Source organism: Streptomyces sp. F001 (genome assembly GCF_004187715.1).
GTDB lineage: Bacteria > Actinomycetota > Actinomycetes > Streptomycetales > Streptomycetaceae > Streptomyces > Streptomyces flavusporus.
Genome location: NZ_QZWF01000006.1, coordinates 129,284 through 145,175 on the forward strand (window position 1 = coordinate 129,284; position 15,892 = coordinate 145,175).

Below are 15,892 nucleotides of genomic sequence, written 5' to 3' on the forward strand. Positions count from 1 at the left end.
ATGATCGGCTTCTACGGCGGGCTCACCGCCGCGATCGTCGTACTGAGCCTGCTCGTGGGTACGGGCTCCCACGCGGCCCGTCCCGCCGCCCTGGGCGAGGCATTGCGGGTGCACGGCGTGCTGGGACGGCGGTCGCGCCGGTTCGCGGCCGCCGTCCTGCCGGTCACCGAGGGCGCCCTGGGGGTGGTCGGCGCGGTCGCGCTGACGACGGGTCACCAGAGGCTGCTCCAAGGCGTACTCGCCGCGGGGGCCGCTCTCCTCGGGCTCTATGCGCTCTACACCCGGCACGTCCTCGCCCACGGTCGTGGGGGTCCGTGCGGCTGTTCGCGCCGGGATCTGCCCCTCAGCCGCTGGGTGACCCGGCGGGCCGCGGCCCTGGCCGGACTCGCGGCGGCCGGCGCGGTCATCGCCGGGGCAGGACCGGTACGGCTGTCCACGGCGGAGCTGGTCACGCTGATGCTCGCCGCACCTTCCTGCACCGCGCTGCTGTGGTCCCTGCCCGCCGCCATGCACGAGCCGGCCACGGTGATGACCGCGCCGGCCGCCGCCCACGATTATCCGCCGACCAACGCCACCGTGCACCGGACCGCAGAAGGAGTGTCGTCGCGATGGACTTCACCACCAGCGCCCTGATCGCCTCGTGGGCGGCGATCGCGCTGCTCGCGCTGGTCGTCTCGGGACTGGTCAGGCAGGTGCACCAGTTGTCGCGCGCCCAGCCGCACCGCCCCGGGCGGGCAGGCATCGCTCCCGGCGCGCCGGCACCCGGGCTCGACACGGCCAGGCCGGACGACACGGCCCGGCTCGACGGCCTCCTGACGCCGGGCCGCCCCGCGCTGCTGCTGTTCCTCGACGCCGATTGCGGCACCTGCGTCCAGGTGCTGGCCGAAGCCGGAGCCTGGACGACCCGCCAGGGCCTGGGCCAGGACCAAGGCCTGGGCGACCCCCTCGCCCCGCAGGTGCTCGCGCTCTACACAGGCCCCGCACCCCGGACCGGCGATGGCACCGTCCCGGTCCGCGGTGACCAAGCGGACCTGTTCACGGCGTACGACATCCCCGCCACCCCCTACGCGGTGGCCATCGACGCGGAGGGCCGGATAGCCCGTTCGGAGCCGCTCGGCTCGCCCACCGCGCTGCTGCGGTTGCTCGACGACATCCATCCTGCAACGCCGAGGAGCCTGTCATGACGTCGCTGAACGACGTGCCCACACTTCGCCGGTCCGGGAGCGGCGGCCGCGGCTCGCGGACCAGGCGCGGGGCCCTGCCGTCGTTCGCGCCGCGCAGGCGCACGGTGCTGCAGGCGGCGACCGCCGCGGGCTTCGCCGCGCTCGGGGTGTTCTCCGCCGCCCGGCAGGCGTACGCCGACGGCTACGACATCTGGACCGGTGCGTGCCCGAGTTACGCGGCGGACCACAACTGCTCGCCGGGCTGCGGGCCCAGCACCGTCTACGCCGACGCGTGCGTGACGTCAGGGACGAACACCGGCTTCCACCGGTCGGACGGTGTCACCTGGACCCTGCGGCCCAACCAGTGCTACGCCGGTACCTACGACGGCTGGCTGTGGCGCTACAGCGCGGCCTGCGGCACCTGTGGCTGCGGTATCGAGCGGCGCTGCCACGACGGGTACCGCAACACCGGCTCCGGCTGGGTGAAGTCCATCTGCCGCTGGACCACCGACTGCGGCTGCCCCGGCTCCGTGAACTGGCCGACCATCGGCCGCGGCGCCACCGGGCCCGACGTCCACACCGTTCAGCACCTGCTCACCCACCACGGCCATCCGACGGCCGTCGACGGCATCTTCGGGCCCGACACCGAGGCGAACGTCGAGGAGTTCCAGTCGGCGAACGGACTGAGCCCCACGGGAAGCGTCGGCCCGGCCACCTGGCCGGTCCTGGTGGTCACCGTGCGCCAGGGAGACGTGAACGACGCCGTGCGCGGCGCCCAACGGCAGCTCAACAAGCACGGCTACGCGCTGACGGTCGACGGCAACTTCGGTCCGCTCACACGTCAGGCCGTCGTCTCGTTCCAGTCCCTGCACGGGCTGACCGCCGACGGCGTGGTTGGCCAGAACACCTGGCGCACGCTGACCGGGACGGTGTAGATGCGTCCCGGGGAGTTCGGCCACCGCACGGAGTCCGGCCGCCCCGTGTCCCGACCGCCTAGCCGCGCCCGTGGCAGTGGTGGTGGCGTGCGGACGCTGCTCACCGATCCCACCCTGCCCGTGGCGGTCCTGGGGACGGCGGCGATCGCCACCGCCCTCTACGGCCCCATGCTGACCTGGGCGATCACCGGCGGCCTGGCCGGTTATTCGCTCTCGGGCTCCGTTTGAACGCGCAACAGCGCGTTCGCGCTGGCCTCGCCAGGTTGGCGGGCAACGTACAGACAGGCGCTGGTCCTGGGCGTGTTCACCATCGGTCTGCTGGCCGGCGGAGTGCTGACGGCCGGGGTGCTGTGGCTGTTCTCCGGTCTCTTCACACCGCTCCCGGCTGGCGGACGGCAGGGGCTGATCGTGGCCGTGGCGCTGCTCGCCGCGCTGCGCGACGCGGGCAGGCTGACGCTGCGTCTGCCGCAGAACGCGCGGCAGATACCGCAGGACGTGCTGCGCCGCCATCTGACGCGGGGCGCCCTGCAGTTCGGCTTCGAGCTCGGTACGGGCGTGCGCACCTATGTCTCGGCGAGCGCGCCGTACGCCCTGGCGGTCGCGGTGCTGCTGTCCGGGGGCTCCTACGCGCCCGCTCTGGCCGCAGGACTCGGCTTCGGCGCGGGTCGGGCGCTCACCCCGGCCCTACGCAGGCTCTCCGGTAACGGGGAGGGCTGGGACAACCTGCTCGCGCGGCGGCTGAGCGGCATGACCATGGTGTGCTCCGTACTGATCGCCGCTGTCGCCTGCGCGGTGCTCGGGTAGCGCCGTGGCCCGATGTCGTGCCACGGCGCCGAGGCCGGACGAGCCTGCTCCGCTGTCGTGGCGGATGGGGCCGTTGTGGAGCGGTGCGCATGCGCCTGCGGCGCGCCGCTGCCGCAGGCCTGACCGGGCGTCCTGGAGCTCCCCCGAGCAGGCACGGGCAGCGGGGCGGGACACCTATTCGCAACGGAAAGTACAACGACCGTTGCCTGCGGTCCGGTTGTGCCAGAGGTCTGGTCCTGTGGCGTACGGTGACGCAGTGGACACGCCACGCTTGCGCGGTCAAACTCTGCTCAGCCCCCTCGCGGGGGAACCCAGGAATCGGTATGGAGGCACGCGATGTTAAGACGTACCGTCCGACTTGTTCTTTCGATTGTCATGCTCATGGCTACCACCTTGGGTGGCATGCTCGCCACGGCCGGCCCGGCCCAGGCCGACGAGTGCTACACCTGGGGCCGCACCCTGTCCGAGGGCATGTCGGGCGCCGACGTGACCCAGCTGCAGATCCGGGTGGCCGGGCACGTCGACTTCGGCGAGATCCTCGCCGTCGACGGCAACTTCGGCCCGCGGACCAAGGCCGCGGTCACCAAGTTCCAGCAGGCTTACGGGCTGGCGGCTGACGGCGTCGCGGGCTCCCAGACGTTCAGCAAGATCTACGCGCTGCAGGACCCGGACTGCACGCCCATCCACTTCACCTACTCCGAGCTGAACAAGTGCAACTCCACCTGGGAGGGCGGTGCGGTCAGCGCCGCGACGGCCAAGGCCAACGCCCTGCGCACGATGTGGAAGCTCGAGGCCATGCGGCACGCCCTGGGCGACACCCCGATCGTCGTGAGCAGCGGATTCCGCTCGTACGCCTGCAACAGCGCGGCGGGCGGAGCCTCGAACAGCCGGCATCTGTACGGTGACGCCGCCGACCTGGTCGGCAACCCCTCGCTCTGCACGCTGGCGCAGCGGGCCCGCTACCACGGCTTCGGCGGCATCTTCGGTCCCGGCTACCCCGACCACAACGACCACACCCACGTGGACGGACGCACCAGCCGCTCCTGGTCCGCGCCCAACTGCGGCGTCTGATCAGCCAGTCCGACCACGCCCGGTTGCGCGTCTGATCAGCCGGTCCGACCAAGCCCGGTTGCGCCTCTGAGCAGCCGGTCCGACCAAGCCCAGTTACGCGTCTGAGCAACGAGCCCTCAGCGCACCGCCCTCCATCTCCCCCGGGTCGGCTCCCGGCCCGGGGGCGTACCCCGCACTGCCCGAAAGGCACGCGGTCGGCCAGGCGCCGGCCACGGGCACCACTCGTCCCGGCGCGGAGCACACCCGCCGCGCAGCTCTCCCCACTCACTTCCGCACCCGAGTAGGAGTGCCCTGATGTCGTCGTCCCGCATGCCCTGGCGCACCCGCGCCGCGACGGCCGTGCTGGCGGTGCTCGCCGGTATCGGCGCGTCCGCCGTCCCCGGCCCCGCCCTGGCGGCTCCCCCGCCCGAGAAGACCGGGCAGACCGTCACCTACCACGGCTACCGCATCGAAGTGCCCGCGGACTGGCAGGTCGTCGATCTGACCGAGAACCCGCGCGCCTGTCTCCGTTTCGACAGACCCGCCGTCTACATAGGCGAGCCCGCCGACCAGAACGACTGCCCCGCCCGGGTCGTCGGACGTACGGCGGGCATCGTCGTCGAGCCCATCACCGCACGCTCAGCAGGTCAGGTGACGGCCGCGACCGCGCGGACGCAGCGCGGCAAGGCCACCGCCCCCGCCGCCGCGTCCAGCAACGACACCATCCGGGTCGCGGTCGAGGACGCCGGTGTCCTCGTCACCGCCGTCCACACCCCGGCGACCGAGAACCTGGTGCGCGGCGTACTCGGCTCGGCGAAGCTCACCGCGGGCGCCCAGCGCACCGAACTGCCCCACGCAGTACAGCAGTCCGCCGCAGCGCCGCTGGCCGCGGCCGGCCCGCAGCCGGGCAGCTACCTCGGCAAGGGCTTCGATGCCTGCACCGCACCGTCGCAGGCCGCCATGAACGCCTGGCAGGCGAGCTCGCCGTACAGCGCGGTCGGCGTCTACATCAGCGGCTCCTTCCGCGGCTGCGCCCAGCCGAACCTGACCGCGACCTGGGTGACCAACCAGACCAACAACGGATGGCGTCTGTTCCCCATCGACGTCGGCCGCCAAGCGCCCTGCACCAGCTACTCGCTGAAGATGTCCGCCGACCCGGCCACCGCCAAGTCCCAGGGCGTCACCGCCGCGGCCGCCGCCATCACCGCCGCGTCGAACCTCGGCATCCCGGCGGGCAGCGCCATCTACAGCGACATCGAGGCGTACACCTCCACGACCTCCTGCAAGGCGGCCGTGCTCTCGTACCTGTCCGGCTGGACCGAACGGCTGCACAGCAGCGGCTATCTCTCGGGCTTCTACTCCAGCGCCGCCTCCGGCATCAAGGACGCCGCCAGCGAGTACAACAACAGCGCCTACACGCGCGTCGACCACCTCTTCTACGCGTGGTGGAACGGCGCCGCCGACACCAACACCGGTACCTACGTGCCGGCTACATACTGGTCCAACCACCAGCGGATCCACCAGTACGTGGGCGAGGTCACCGAGTCCTACGGCGGCTACTCGATCAACATCGACCGCGACTACCTGGACGTGGGCACCGGCACCCCGCCCACACCCACCTGCACCGGGGTGAACCTCGACTTCACCGCGTACACCACCGTCCAGAGCGGCTCGACCGGCGACCGGGTCAAGGCGGCCCAGTGCCTGCTGAAGGCCGCCGGCTACGACCCCGGAGCTCCGGACGGGATGTTCGGCCCCGCCACAACCACCGCCACCAGGAACTTCCAGACCAGCAGAGGACTCACGGCCGACGGCGTGATCGGCCCGAAGACCTGGACCGCCCTGCTGTCCCGCGGATCCACCCCCACTATCCAGAACGGCTCGACGGGAGAGGCCGTCACGCGACTGCAACGCGCCCTGACCGCCACGCTCGGCCGGACGATCGCCATCGACGGCGACTTCGGCCCGGGCACCGAACAGGGCGTACGCGACTACCAGTCCTCGCGCGGACTGAGCGTCGACGGCGTCGTCGGCCCCGCCACCTGGGGCGCCCTCCAGGCAGGAAAGTGAGCAGAGAAGTGAGGAAGGAACCATGAGACAACTCGCACGCATCATCACACTGTTCGCCGCAGTGGCCGGTCTGCTCCTCGGACTGGGCGTTCCCGCCCAGGCCTTCCCCCAGGCCGCCTTCCCGCTGAGCAGCAACGGCAGCCGCGGCACCGACGTCGTCGCACTGCAGCACCTGCTCGCCGCGCACGGCCGCACCGTGGCCGTGGACGGCGTCTTCGGCTCGGGCACGCACAGCGCGGTGGTGGGCTTCCAGCAGTCCAAGGGCCTCACCGCGGACGGCATCGTCGGGTCCGCCACCTGGGGCGCGCTCGCCGTCACCGTACGGCAGGGCGACAACGGGCCGGCTGTGAAGGCCGTCCAGTCGCTGCTCAACGCCAAGCGGGGCGCCGGCCTCACGGTCGACGGGGACTTCGGGCCCGCCACCAACACGGCCGTCCGCACCTTCCAGTCGCACGCCGGGATCGGTGTGGACGGCGTCGTCGGGCCGACCACGTGGAAGAACCTGCTCTGGCACTACGAGAACATCAACTTCGGCACCGGCACGATGTGCGCGCAGAGCCCCGACGGCAACGCCAACGCCCACTGGGCGACGGCAGGCGCCGTCGGACAGCTGGAGGCGGCCGCAGCCGGCTTCGCCGGCACCGGGAACGGCCGGCTGCCGGTCGGTGACGCGGGCTTCGAGCACGGCGGCGACATCCCCGGCCACGCCAGCCACGAAGTCGGGATGGACATCGACGTGTGGCCGATCCGCACCGACTCGGCGCAGTGCACCGCCGGGCGCATCACCTGGCAGTCGTCGACGTACGACCGCGCGGCCACCCGGCAGCTCGTGCAGCAGATCCGGGCGAAGGCCCCCGGCCATGTCGAGCTGATCTTCTTCAACGATCCGCAGCTGATCTCGGAAGGCCTGACCACGAGCTACCCGAACCACGACAACCACCTGCACATCCGCTACCGGTAACGCGCCGGCCGCGGACCCCGGGCATCGCCCGCGGGTCCGCGGCCGTCGACCGCAGTGCTCAGCGGATCACCAGCGTCGTACCGGCGACGGCACGGACCAGTTCCCCGATGACCGGATGTCCGGGCACCTCCCCGGCGACGAGCAGCCCGCCGGAGGTCTGCGCGTCGGCGAGCACAAGCAGCTCGTCGTCGCTCGCCCGTCCCGCGTCCAGGTGCGGGCGCACCCAGTCGAGATTGCGCCGCGTGCCGCCGCTGACGTATCCGGCCCGCAGGGACTCGCGGGCACCGTCGAGCACGGGGATGGCAGCGGCGTCCACCACAGCGGTGACGGCGCTGGCGCGGGCCAGTTTGTGCAGATGGCCGAGCAGCCCGAATCCGGTCACATCGGTGGCGCACACGGCGCCGGCCTCCAGGGCCGCGGCACTGGCGCGGTCGTTGAGCGCGGCCATACTCTCGACCGCGTGCGGGAAGACCTCGCCCGTCCGCTTGTGGCGGTTGTTGAGAATCCCGACGCCCAGCGGCTTGGTCAGGGTGAGCGGCACACCCGGCCGGCCTGCGTCGTTGCGCAGCATCCGGTCCGGATCCACCAGGCCGGTCACGGCCATTCCGTAGAGCGGCTCCGGGCTGTCGATGCTGTGCCCGCCACCAACGAAGCAGCCGGCCCTGCCGGCGACTTCGAGCGCACCCGCCAGCACCTCCCGGGCCAGTTCGGCGGGCAGGACGTCCCGCGGCCAGCCCAGCAGATTGAGCGCGACGACGGGCCGGCTGCCCATCGCGTACACGTCGGACAGGGCGTTGGCGGCGGCGATCCGGCCCCAGTCGCGGGCGTCGTCGACGACCGGTGTGAAGAAGTCGGCGGTCGACACCAGGGTGGTGCCGTCACCGGTCCGCACGACCGCAGCGTCGTCGCCGTCGTCGAGTCCGACGAGCAGCCGGTCGCCGTCGACACGGCCTGCGCTCGGCCCCGGCATCAGCCCTGCGACCATCGCCTCCAGCTCCCCCGGAGGGATCTTGCAGGCGCAGCCGCCACCGTGTGCGTACTGGGTCAGCCGAAGAGGCGCGACGTGTGCGACTGCGGGGCCAACTGGCGTCATACGGCGATCATTTCACCTCTTGCCGCAGCAGTGTGCGGGGATCACAATCTTGCCCCGGAGGCGTTGGGCGGGCTGGTGCCCCTCCCGATCTTCAAAATCGGTGTGGTCCGGGATCCGGGCCAGGCGGGTTCGATTCCCGTCCGCCTCCGCTGACTTCGATCGGGGTGGCGCGGGTGGCGGACGAGCGGCGGGAGCCGCCTGCGGATCCCCGGCGGTGGGTGCCGAGCACCACGCTGCTGCTCGGCGATCCCCGGCTGAGCGAGGCGTCCGCACGGCTGGGCAGGACCGTCGTCAAGGCCGCGGTCGCCACCGCCCAGCAGGCCGTACGCGAAGGGCGGATCGGGCCGGACGACGCCGTCGGTGCCGCGCTCGCCGCGCTCCCCGCACACGCGGCCGGGCTGCGCCCCGTGCACAACGCAACGGGTGTGGTGCTACACACCAATCTGGGACGGGCTCCGCTGTCGCCGTCCGCGCTAGAGGCGATGACGGCGGCCGGCGGGTACACGGACGTCGAGCTGGACCTGGCCACCGGCAGACGGGCGCCGCGCGGCCGCAGCACCATGGCGGCCCTGCGGGAGGCCGTACCGGCCGCCGAGGCCGTGCACGTGGTCAACAACGGGGCCGCCGCCCTCGCCCTGGCCGTGGCCACACTGGCCGCGGGGTGCGAGGTCCTGCTCAGCCGGGGCGAGTTCGTGGAGATCGGCGACGGCTTCCGGATACCCGAGCTGCTGGCCTCCTGCGGCGCCCGGATACGCGAGGTCGGCACCACCAACCGGACCCGTCTCGACGATTACGCGGACGCCGCCGGCCCGGACACCGGCTTCATCCTCAAGATCCACCCGTCGAATTTCACGGTGAGCGGCTTCACCCAAGGTGTGGACGTCGGCGAACTGGCGGCGCTGGGCCTGCCCGTGGTGGTCGACATCGGCTCCGGCCTCCTCCGGCCGGACCCGCTGCTGCCGGACGAGCCGGACGCGTCCACCATGCTGCGCGCCGGGGCCACGCTGGTCACCGCCAGCGGGGACAAGCTGCTCGGCGGTCCTCAGGCAGGGCTGGTCCTCGGCCGGGCGAGCGTGGTGGAGCGCATGCGCCGCCATCCGCTGGCCCGCGCGCTGCGCGTGGACAAGTTCACCCTGGCCGCGCTGGAGGCGACACTGCGGGGTCCCGAGCCGCCCGTGCACGCCGTCCTGCACCTGCCGCTGCCGCAGCTGCGCACCCGCACGCTGCGCCTGGCCGAGGACCTTGCGCGCCGGGGCCTGGACGCGCGCCTCGTGCCCTGTGAGGCGGTGGTCGGAGGCGGCGGCGCCCCCGGGACCGCTCTGCCGTCCTGTGCGGTGAGCCTGCCCGACGACCTTGCGGCACCGCTGCGCACGGGTGAACCGGCCGTGCTGGGCAGGGTTGTGCGCGGCCGGCTGCTGCTGGATCTGCGGTGCGTGCCGGAGGCGTGCGACGGCGACGTCCTCGCCGCGGTGCTGCGTGCGGCGGGCCGGTGAGCATGCGGGTCGTCGCGACGGCCGGGCATGTCGACCACGGCAAGAGCACGCTGGTCCACGCGCTGACCGGCACCCACCCGGACCGGCTGGCGGAGGAGCGGCGCCGTGGTCTGACCATCGACCTGGGCTTCGCGTGGACGGATCTGCCGTCGGGTGAGCGGCTCGCGTTCGTCGACGTCCCGGGACACGAAAGGTTCGTCCCCACCATGCTGGCCGGTGTGGGGCCCGTGCCCGCCGTCCTGTTCGTCGTCGCTTCGGACGAGGGCTGGAAGCCCCAGTCCGCCGAGCACCTCGCCGCCGTGGACGCTCTGGGCGTACGGCACGGGCTGCTCGCGGTCACCCGCTGCGATCTGGCAGACCCGGGCCCGGCCATGGCGCAGGCACTGGACCGGATCAGGTCCAGCACGCTCGGCGGCGTCGAGGCCGTGGCCGTCAGCGCCCGCACCGGCGCGGGCCTCGCCGAGTTGCGCGCGGCCCTCGGCCGTCTGGCCGAGCGGCTGCCGGACGGGGACGCCGACGCCCCGGTGCGGCTGTGGATCGACCGCGCCTTCACCGTGCGCGGCAGCGGGCTGGTCGTCACCGGCACGCTCGGTGCGGGCCGGATCCGCCAGGGCGACGTCCTGGTGACCGCCCGCTCCGCCCGTTCCGTGCGCGTCAGGGCGCTGCAGGCTCTCGGCGAGGAGACCGGCCTGGTGCGGGCGACGGCCCGGCTCGCCGTCAACCTCCGCGGTCTCGACAAGCAGTCGACAGGCCGCGGCGACGCACTGCTCACCCCCGGCAGCTTCGTTCCCTGTCTACGCTGCGACGTGCGCGTACACGGCGGAACACCGGCCGGGGAGCTGCCCCGCACCGCCGTCGCCCATATCGGCTCGGCGGCCGTGCCGGTACGCGTACGCCCGCTCGGTGGGGACATTGTCCGGCTGACCCTGTCGGCGCCGCTGCCGCTGCGCATCGGTGACCGCGCGGTGCTGCGCGATCCGGGTCTGCAGCGGGTGCTAGCAGGACTGACGGTGCTCGACCCCCGGCCACCGGAACTGCGTCGCCGTGGCGCCGCGGCACGGCGCGCGGCCGAACTGGGCAATGCTCGCGGCACTCCGATCGAGGCGGACGAGCTGCGGCGCCGACTGCTGGTCACGCGCGAGGAGTTGACCGCGATGGGGGTGGCCGTCCGCACCGCGCCGGTCGCGGGCGACTGGCTCGCCGAGCCCGCCCACTGGACCTCCCTGCGCGCCCGACTGGCCGAACTGGTCGCCGCTTACCACACCGAGCGGCCAGCCGAGGAGGGTGTACCGGTGGAAATCGCTCGGCACCGCCTCGGACTGCCCTCCGCGTCCCTGGTGAAGGCACTGGTCACACCACCCCTGCGGCTGAACCTCGGGCGCGTGACCGTCGGGCCCGATTCCCTGCCCGACGCCGTTGCGGAGGCGGTGGGCCGCCTCACCGCCGAGCTCGCGGGCCGGCCGTTCGCCGCCCCCCAAGCCCAGCGGCTGGCGGAACTCGGCCTCGGCCGCCGCGAGCTCACCGCGGCGGTCCGCCACGGGGCCGTACTGCGGCTCGCGGAGCACGTGGTGCTGCTGCCGGACGCCCCGCGGCTGGCGGCCGACCGGCTGAGCGAACTCGACCAGCCGTTCACCGTGGGAACGGCGAGCCGCGCCCTGGAGACCAGCCGCCGCGTCACCGTCCCCCTGCTCGAGCACTGCGACGGTCAAGGCATCACCGAGCTGTTGCCCGACAAACGCCGCCGCTGCGCGCCGCGCGGCCGGCCGGCGCCGGTCACTGCGCCACCCTGAACGAATCAACGACCCGCGAAGTACGGGCCTAGTGCTCAATTCCGCTTTCGGTGGGTATAGCTGTTGATAGCGGGGTGGATGCGGGTGCTCGGGGGGGTGCTGGGGAATGGTGTTGCGGGCACGGCCGGGCCGTGACGAGGGCGAGCAAGCGATGATCCACCGCCTGGCGTCGGCCAGAAAGGCGCCGTCGTGCTGCTGCGCTTGGCCTATCTCGCCGCGACCAACACCCTGGCACTCCTGCGCCTTCTACCGATGAGCAACCGCGACAAGGACATCGAGATCCTGGCGCTGCGCGACCAACTGCTGGTCCTGCAGCGTCAGGTCGGCAAGCCCACGTTCACCGACGCCGACCGCGCCGTCCTCGCCGGCCTGCTCCACCACCTCCCGGTGGACAAGCTCCGGCACCTCCTCCTGGCACGCCCCGACAGGATCCTGCGCTGGCACCGCGACCTGCTCAAGCGACGCCATGCTGCAACCTGCGTACCGAAGCGCCGCGGACGCACCTTGACACCTGGATGTCCGCCGACGAGACCGACTCGGCGGGACCCTGCACGAATACCGACATGCCGCTTGACCAGGCCGGACAATATATCGGGCACCCGCACGGTCGGCCTGGTCACAGCGTGCCGACGCCGGGAATCAAAAGTGGTCGCCGGACGCTTTGAGCGTGCGTGAAGAAGATAGGTTTCCTCTCGTTCGGCCACTGGTCGCCAAGTGCGCACTCCAAGACCCGGTCCGCCGCCGACTTCCTGCACCAGTCCATCGACCTGGCGGTCGCAGCCGAGGAGCTCGGCGTGGACGGTGCGTACTTCCGCGTACACCACTTCGCGCGGCAGGCGGCCAGCCCGTTCCCCCTACTCTCGGCCATCGGTGCACGGACCTCAAAGATCGAGATCGGCACCGGCGTGATCGACATGCGCTATGAGAACCCGCTGTACATGGCCGAGGACGCCGGTGCTGCCGACCTCATCTCCGGCGGCCGGCTGCAACTCGGCATCAGCCGTGGATCACCGGAACAGGTGATCGACGGCTGGCGTTACTTCGGTTACACCCCCGCCGAGGGCGAGACCGGCACGGACATGGCCCGCCGGCACACCGAGGCCTTCCTCAAGGTGCTCGAGGGCAGGGGCTTCGCGCAGCCGAACCCGCGGCCGATGTTCCCCAACCCGCCGGGGCTGCTGCGCATCGAGCCGCACTCCGAGGGACTGTGCGAGCGGATCTGGTGGGGCTCCGGCTCGAACGCGACCGCCGTCTGGGCCGCAAAGCTGGGGATGAACCTGCAGAGTTCCACACTGAAGGACGACGAGACGGGCGAACCGTTGCACGTCCAGCAGCGCAAGCAGATCGAGGCGTACCGCCAGGCGTACAAGGAGGCCGGCCACGCACGAGAGCCGCGGGTGTCGGTCAGCCGCAGCATCTTTGCCCTGACCAACAACCTGGACCGGGCCTACTTCGGCCGCGACCGCAACTCGCGGGACCAGCTCGGCATGATCGACGACACGACCAGGGCGATCTTCGGACGCTCGTACGCCGCCGAGCCGGACGTGCTGGTGAAGCGGCTCCAGGAAGACGAGGCCATCCAGGCCGCGGACACCCTGCTGCTGACCATCCCGAACCAGCTCGGGGTCGACTACAACGCCCATGTGCTGGAGAACATCCTCACCCACGTGGCACCGGAGCTCGGCTGGCGCTGAGTGTTCTGCCAGCCTGCGTGCGGTACGGGTCGGCTCGTCACTGTGGTCGTCAGGCCCCCGGTGCGGCTTGGTTGGGCGATCAGTGCCGAGCCGCGACCGGCGACCGGGAGGGGCTGGGGGCGGTGCGGTCTGCCGGGCACGTACCGGTCGGCGCGCGGAGCCCTGTCCTTGCCGGAAACCTCATCCGTCCTGGTCAAGCGGCGTGTTGGTATTCGTGGAGGATGCCGCCGAGTCGGTCGCGTCCTCGGACGTCGAGATGGAGGATCCGGGCCGGGTCGGTGATCGGCTCGGGCAGTGGTTGCAGGGGCCGGGCGTTGGCGATGCCCTGGTGCGGCCGATGCGAGTTGTAGAAGCCCTCGAACTCGCGTAGCGCATGGAGCAGGTGGCGGTGGTTCCATATCAGCGCGCGGTCCAGGAGCTCACGTCGGCAGGTCTGCACCCTGTGCCGCTCGGAAACAGGATTCTGGGTCTGAACTGCAGGTTCCTCAGCCAAAGCTGGGGCTCGCGCGACGTCTGGGATGATCATTCGATGCCGCTGTCCATCTTCACCGCGTTGGTCCGGAACCTGATCACGCTGCCCGCTGCCGTGCTGCGCAGTCGCGTGGCCAAGGATGCGGAGGTCCTGGCGCTGCGGCACGAGAACGCGGTGCTGCGTCGTCAGATCGCTCGGGTTCGCTATGAGCCCGCTGACCGGATCTGGTTCGCCATGCTCTCCCGGCTGGTCCCGCGCGAGCGCTGGCGCCAGGTCTTCGCAGTCACACCCACCACGCTGCTGGCCTGGCATCGGCAACTCGTCGCCCGGAAGTGGACGTATCCTCAGCACCGCTGCCCCGGCAGGCCCTCCACCGCGCCCACCGTCAAACAACTCATCTTGCGCCTGGTGAAGGAGAACCACACTTGGGGCCACCGCCGGATACAGGGCGAACTCGCCCGCCTTGGCTACCCGATCGCTCCATCCACGGTCTGGAAGGCCCTACACGCGGCCGGAATCGACCCCGCGCCGCGGCGCTCCGGCGCAACCTGGCGCCCGTTCCTCACCACTCAGGCCCACGGTATCCTCGCCGCCGACTTCCTGCACCTCGACACCGTGGCGCTCAAGCGCCTCTACGCCCTGGTCTTCATCGAGCACGGCACGCGACGCCTCCACCTCGCCGGCGTCACCGCCCATCCCACCGCGCAGTGGACCGTCCAACAGGCGAGGAATCTCGCCATGGCGCTGGACCGCCGCATGGACTCCCTGCGCTTCCTCCTTCGGGATCGGGACAGCAAGTACACCAGCTCCTTCGACGCCGTCTTCGAGGCCGACGATGTGGAGATTCTGCTCAGCCCACCGCGGGCGCCGCGAGCGAACGCAATCTGCGAGAGAGTCGTGGGCACTCTCCGCCGCGAGATCCTCGACCGCATGCTGATCTACAACGAAGCCCATGCCGTGGCAGTGCTGACCGAGTACATCCGCCACTACAACGGGCATCGTCCCCACCAATCCCGGCAGCAGCTACCCCCGGACAGCAACGAACCGCCCGCCCTGGCCACCGTCACGGACCTCCGGGCGCACGGGATCCGACGACAACCCGTCCTCGGCGGCCTGCTGAACGAGTACCGTCACGCTGCCTGACCACGCCGCATCACCGCAGTTCGCAGGACCGAATCGTATTTTCGAGCGGCACACGTCGGCGGAGTGTCTGCGGCAGGTGTTGTAGCGGGCCAGCCAGGCGAAGACGGTGGCCCTGCAGGTGGCGGCGTCGCTGTAGTCACGGGCCCCCCGCGGAGGGTCCGTGCTCCCGATCACGGGAGCAGTGCGGAGGTGGTCGGCCGGTTCAGGTCGCAAGGGCTGAGGCCGGCGAGTGGGGACCTCGGAGACCGACTGAGGAGTGCGTCGACGGCGGCGCGTCGTCGTCGGTCAGCGGGATGGAGATGAGCATCCGTTGCAAGCTGGCTGCGACTTTGAGGAGTTGGGCCTGGGTGGAGTCCTTCGGGGTGTAGAAGTCGCAGCGTGCGCAGGCCGTGCGGTGCTGAGACCGTTCAAAGAGGCTGTAGGTGCAGCAGCCGTGGCTGAGGTCGTAGTGCTGCCAGGGCTCGCCGCCCGTGGCTGCGCCGGAGGCGACGGCGTCCCGGTCGACGAGGCCTTCGATGGTCCGCAGGTCGCGGAAGAAGTATCCGGCTTCGGTGTATGCCCTGGTCGGCGTGTTTAGTGTGATGCTCGCGTAGTGCTGGGTGCTGGTCGGGCTGAATGTCCGAGCCATGCCTGCAGTTCGAAGTGAACCGCTCCCATCCGCGTCTCGCCCGCTACCGGGCCACCCTCGCCACCGGAGCCGATGCCGCTGTCGTCACCCAATGGATCAACGACACCCAGCACGACAAACGGACCACCCTGGCAAGGCTCAAAGAAGCCGAGGCGCAGCCGACCGCCGCGTCGAAGAAGGAGAAGCCGCTCACGGAGAAGGAGATCCTCGAGATCGCGAAGGACCTCAGAGAGGTCACGCAGCGTCTCCAGAGCACCGATCCCAGCATAAAAGCCTCACTCTACGAAGCTCTGGGCGTCACAATCAGCTACGAAAATGCTACGAGGGCCGCGACCGTCAGGTCGAGGCCCTCGAAAGCGCATCGTCAAGCGAAGTGTCCGAGGGGGGACTTGAACCCCCACGCCCGATAAAGGGCACTAGCACCTCAAGCTAGCGCGTCTGCCATTCCGCCACCCGGACCAGGTGTCCGCCGCCTTGCCGGGGGTGTTCCCCGGGGCGACACGGACAACAATACCAAGGTTTCGGAGTGCCCTTCACCTGCGTTTCCGTCCCCTGAGGCGGGTGCGTCACCCCGACCGGCCGGGTCACGGCGAGTG

Annotated in this window: 16 protein-coding genes, 2 tRNA genes and 1 pseudogene; 15 read left to right on the forward strand and 4 right to left on the reverse strand. The window is 71.3% G+C overall.

Translation table 11 applies throughout. The annotated features are described in order from the left end of the window. The 8 genes from StrepF001_RS23460 to StrepF001_RS23495 all read left to right on the forward strand — a co-directional run bounded on the left by StrepF001_RS23460 (position 1) and on the right by StrepF001_RS23495 (position 6,983). Positions 1–633 (forward strand): MauE/DoxX family redox-associated membrane protein, encoded by a 633-nt coding sequence (locus StrepF001_RS23460; protein WP_129800201.1) that lies wholly within the window; start codon positions 1–3, stop codon positions 631–633. Further along, on the forward strand, positions 609–1,184 hold the full coding sequence (locus StrepF001_RS23465) for a hypothetical protein (RefSeq protein ID WP_129800202.1): 576 nt from the start codon (positions 609–611) through the stop codon (positions 1,182–1,184). Before StrepF001_RS23460 ends, StrepF001_RS23465 begins: the two co-directional genes overlap by 25 nt. Beyond that, positions 1,181–2,098, forward strand: a complete 918-nt coding sequence (locus tag StrepF001_RS23470) for a peptidoglycan-binding protein (protein WP_129800203.1) — start codon at positions 1,181–1,183, stop codon at positions 2,096–2,098. The genes StrepF001_RS23465 and StrepF001_RS23470 overlap by 4 nt, the downstream gene beginning before the upstream one ends. A 45-nt stretch (positions 2,099–2,143) precedes the next feature. Beyond that, on the forward strand, positions 2,144–2,326 hold the full coding sequence (locus StrepF001_RS23475) for a hypothetical protein (RefSeq protein ID WP_129800204.1): 183 nt from the start codon (positions 2,144–2,146) through the stop codon (positions 2,324–2,326). Between the two features lie 72 nt (positions 2,327–2,398). Continuing rightward, positions 2,399–2,902 (forward strand): hypothetical protein, encoded by a 504-nt coding sequence (locus StrepF001_RS23480; RefSeq protein WP_240797648.1) that lies wholly within the window; start codon positions 2,399–2,401, stop codon positions 2,900–2,902. Positions 2,903–3,238: 336 nt separating this feature from the next. Beyond that, entirely contained in the window at positions 3,239–3,973 is a 735-nt protein-coding gene (locus tag StrepF001_RS23485; RefSeq protein ID WP_129800205.1) for a D-Ala-D-Ala carboxypeptidase family metallohydrolase, read from the forward strand. Positions 3,974–4,267: 294 nt separating this feature from the next. Beyond that, positions 4,268–6,022 (forward strand): glycoside hydrolase domain-containing protein, encoded by a 1,755-nt coding sequence (locus StrepF001_RS23490; protein WP_240797649.1) that lies wholly within the window; start codon positions 4,268–4,270, stop codon positions 6,020–6,022. Positions 6,023–6,044: 22 nt separating this feature from the next. Further along, on the forward strand, positions 6,045–6,983 hold the full coding sequence (locus StrepF001_RS23495) for a penicillin-insensitive murein endopeptidase (protein WP_129800206.1): 939 nt from the start codon (positions 6,045–6,047) through the stop codon (positions 6,981–6,983). A gap of 58 nt (positions 6,984–7,041) precedes the next feature. Here the strand turns inward: StrepF001_RS23495 and selD are convergent, their stop codons facing one another. Next, a complete protein-coding gene (selD, locus tag StrepF001_RS23500) occupies positions 7,042–8,076 on the reverse strand; it encodes a selenide, water dikinase SelD (protein WP_129800207.1) in 1,035 nt (344 codons plus the stop codon). A 56-nt stretch (positions 8,077–8,132) separates the two neighbouring features. On the opposite strand from selD, the gene StrepF001_RS45710 reads away from it, so the two are divergent. The 5 genes and pseudogenes from StrepF001_RS45710 (at position 8,133) to StrepF001_RS23525 (ending at position 13,053) form a co-directional block, all read left to right on the forward strand. Beyond that, positions 8,133–8,226 (forward strand) — tRNA-Sec (locus StrepF001_RS45710). A 23-nt stretch (positions 8,227–8,249) separates the two neighbouring features. Continuing rightward, on the forward strand, positions 8,250–9,569 hold the full coding sequence (gene selA / locus StrepF001_RS23505; RefSeq protein ID WP_129800208.1) for an L-seryl-tRNA(Sec) selenium transferase: 1,320 nt from the start codon (positions 8,250–8,252) through the stop codon (positions 9,567–9,569). 2 nt (positions 9,570–9,571) lie between these two features. Further along, on the forward strand, positions 9,572–11,359 hold the full coding sequence (gene selB, locus StrepF001_RS23510) for a selenocysteine-specific translation elongation factor (protein WP_129800388.1): 1,788 nt from the start codon (positions 9,572–9,574) through the stop codon (positions 11,357–11,359). Between the two features lie 189 nt (positions 11,360–11,548). Then, positions 11,549–11,857 (forward strand): annotated as a pseudogene (locus StrepF001_RS23520) (integrase); the annotation flags it as partial. Between the two features lie 173 nt (positions 11,858–12,030). Further along, positions 12,031–13,053, forward strand: a complete 1,023-nt coding sequence (locus tag StrepF001_RS23525) for an LLM class flavin-dependent oxidoreductase (RefSeq protein WP_129800209.1) — start codon at positions 12,031–12,033, stop codon at positions 13,051–13,053. A 193-nt stretch (positions 13,054–13,246) separates the two neighbouring features. Here the strand turns inward: StrepF001_RS23525 and StrepF001_RS23530 are convergent, their stop codons facing one another. Further along, the gene (locus StrepF001_RS23530; RefSeq protein ID WP_129800210.1) at positions 13,247–13,492 is read right to left on the reverse strand and encodes an integrase; all 246 of its coding nucleotides are present in this window, start codon (positions 13,490–13,492) and stop codon (positions 13,247–13,249) included. Between the two features lie 90 nt (positions 13,493–13,582). Here StrepF001_RS23530 and StrepF001_RS23535 point away from each other — a divergent pair, with 90 nt between their 5' ends. Beyond that, a complete protein-coding gene (locus StrepF001_RS23535) occupies positions 13,583–14,668 on the forward strand; it encodes an integrase core domain-containing protein (protein ID WP_129800211.1) in 1,086 nt (361 codons plus the stop codon). A 202-nt stretch (positions 14,669–14,870) separates the two neighbouring features. Here the strand turns inward: StrepF001_RS23535 and StrepF001_RS23540 are convergent, their stop codons facing one another. Next, the gene (locus StrepF001_RS23540; protein ID WP_206306927.1) at positions 14,871–15,296 is read right to left on the reverse strand and encodes a hypothetical protein; all 426 of its coding nucleotides are present in this window, start codon (positions 15,294–15,296) and stop codon (positions 14,871–14,873) included. Between the two features lie 14 nt (positions 15,297–15,310). Here StrepF001_RS23540 and StrepF001_RS23545 point away from each other — a divergent pair, with 14 nt between their 5' ends. Beyond that, positions 15,311–15,706 carry a hypothetical protein gene (locus StrepF001_RS23545; protein ID WP_129800212.1) on the forward strand — a complete coding sequence of 132 codons (396 nt, stop codon included), beginning with the start codon at positions 15,311–15,313 and terminating at the stop codon, positions 15,704–15,706. Here StrepF001_RS23545 and StrepF001_RS23550 read toward each other — a convergent pair. Continuing rightward, positions 15,671–15,755: transfer RNA gene (locus StrepF001_RS23550), tRNA-Leu, on the reverse strand. The two genes, StrepF001_RS23545 and StrepF001_RS23550, sit on opposite strands and share 36 nt — an antisense overlap. Positions 15,756–15,892 lie beyond the last annotated feature (137 nt).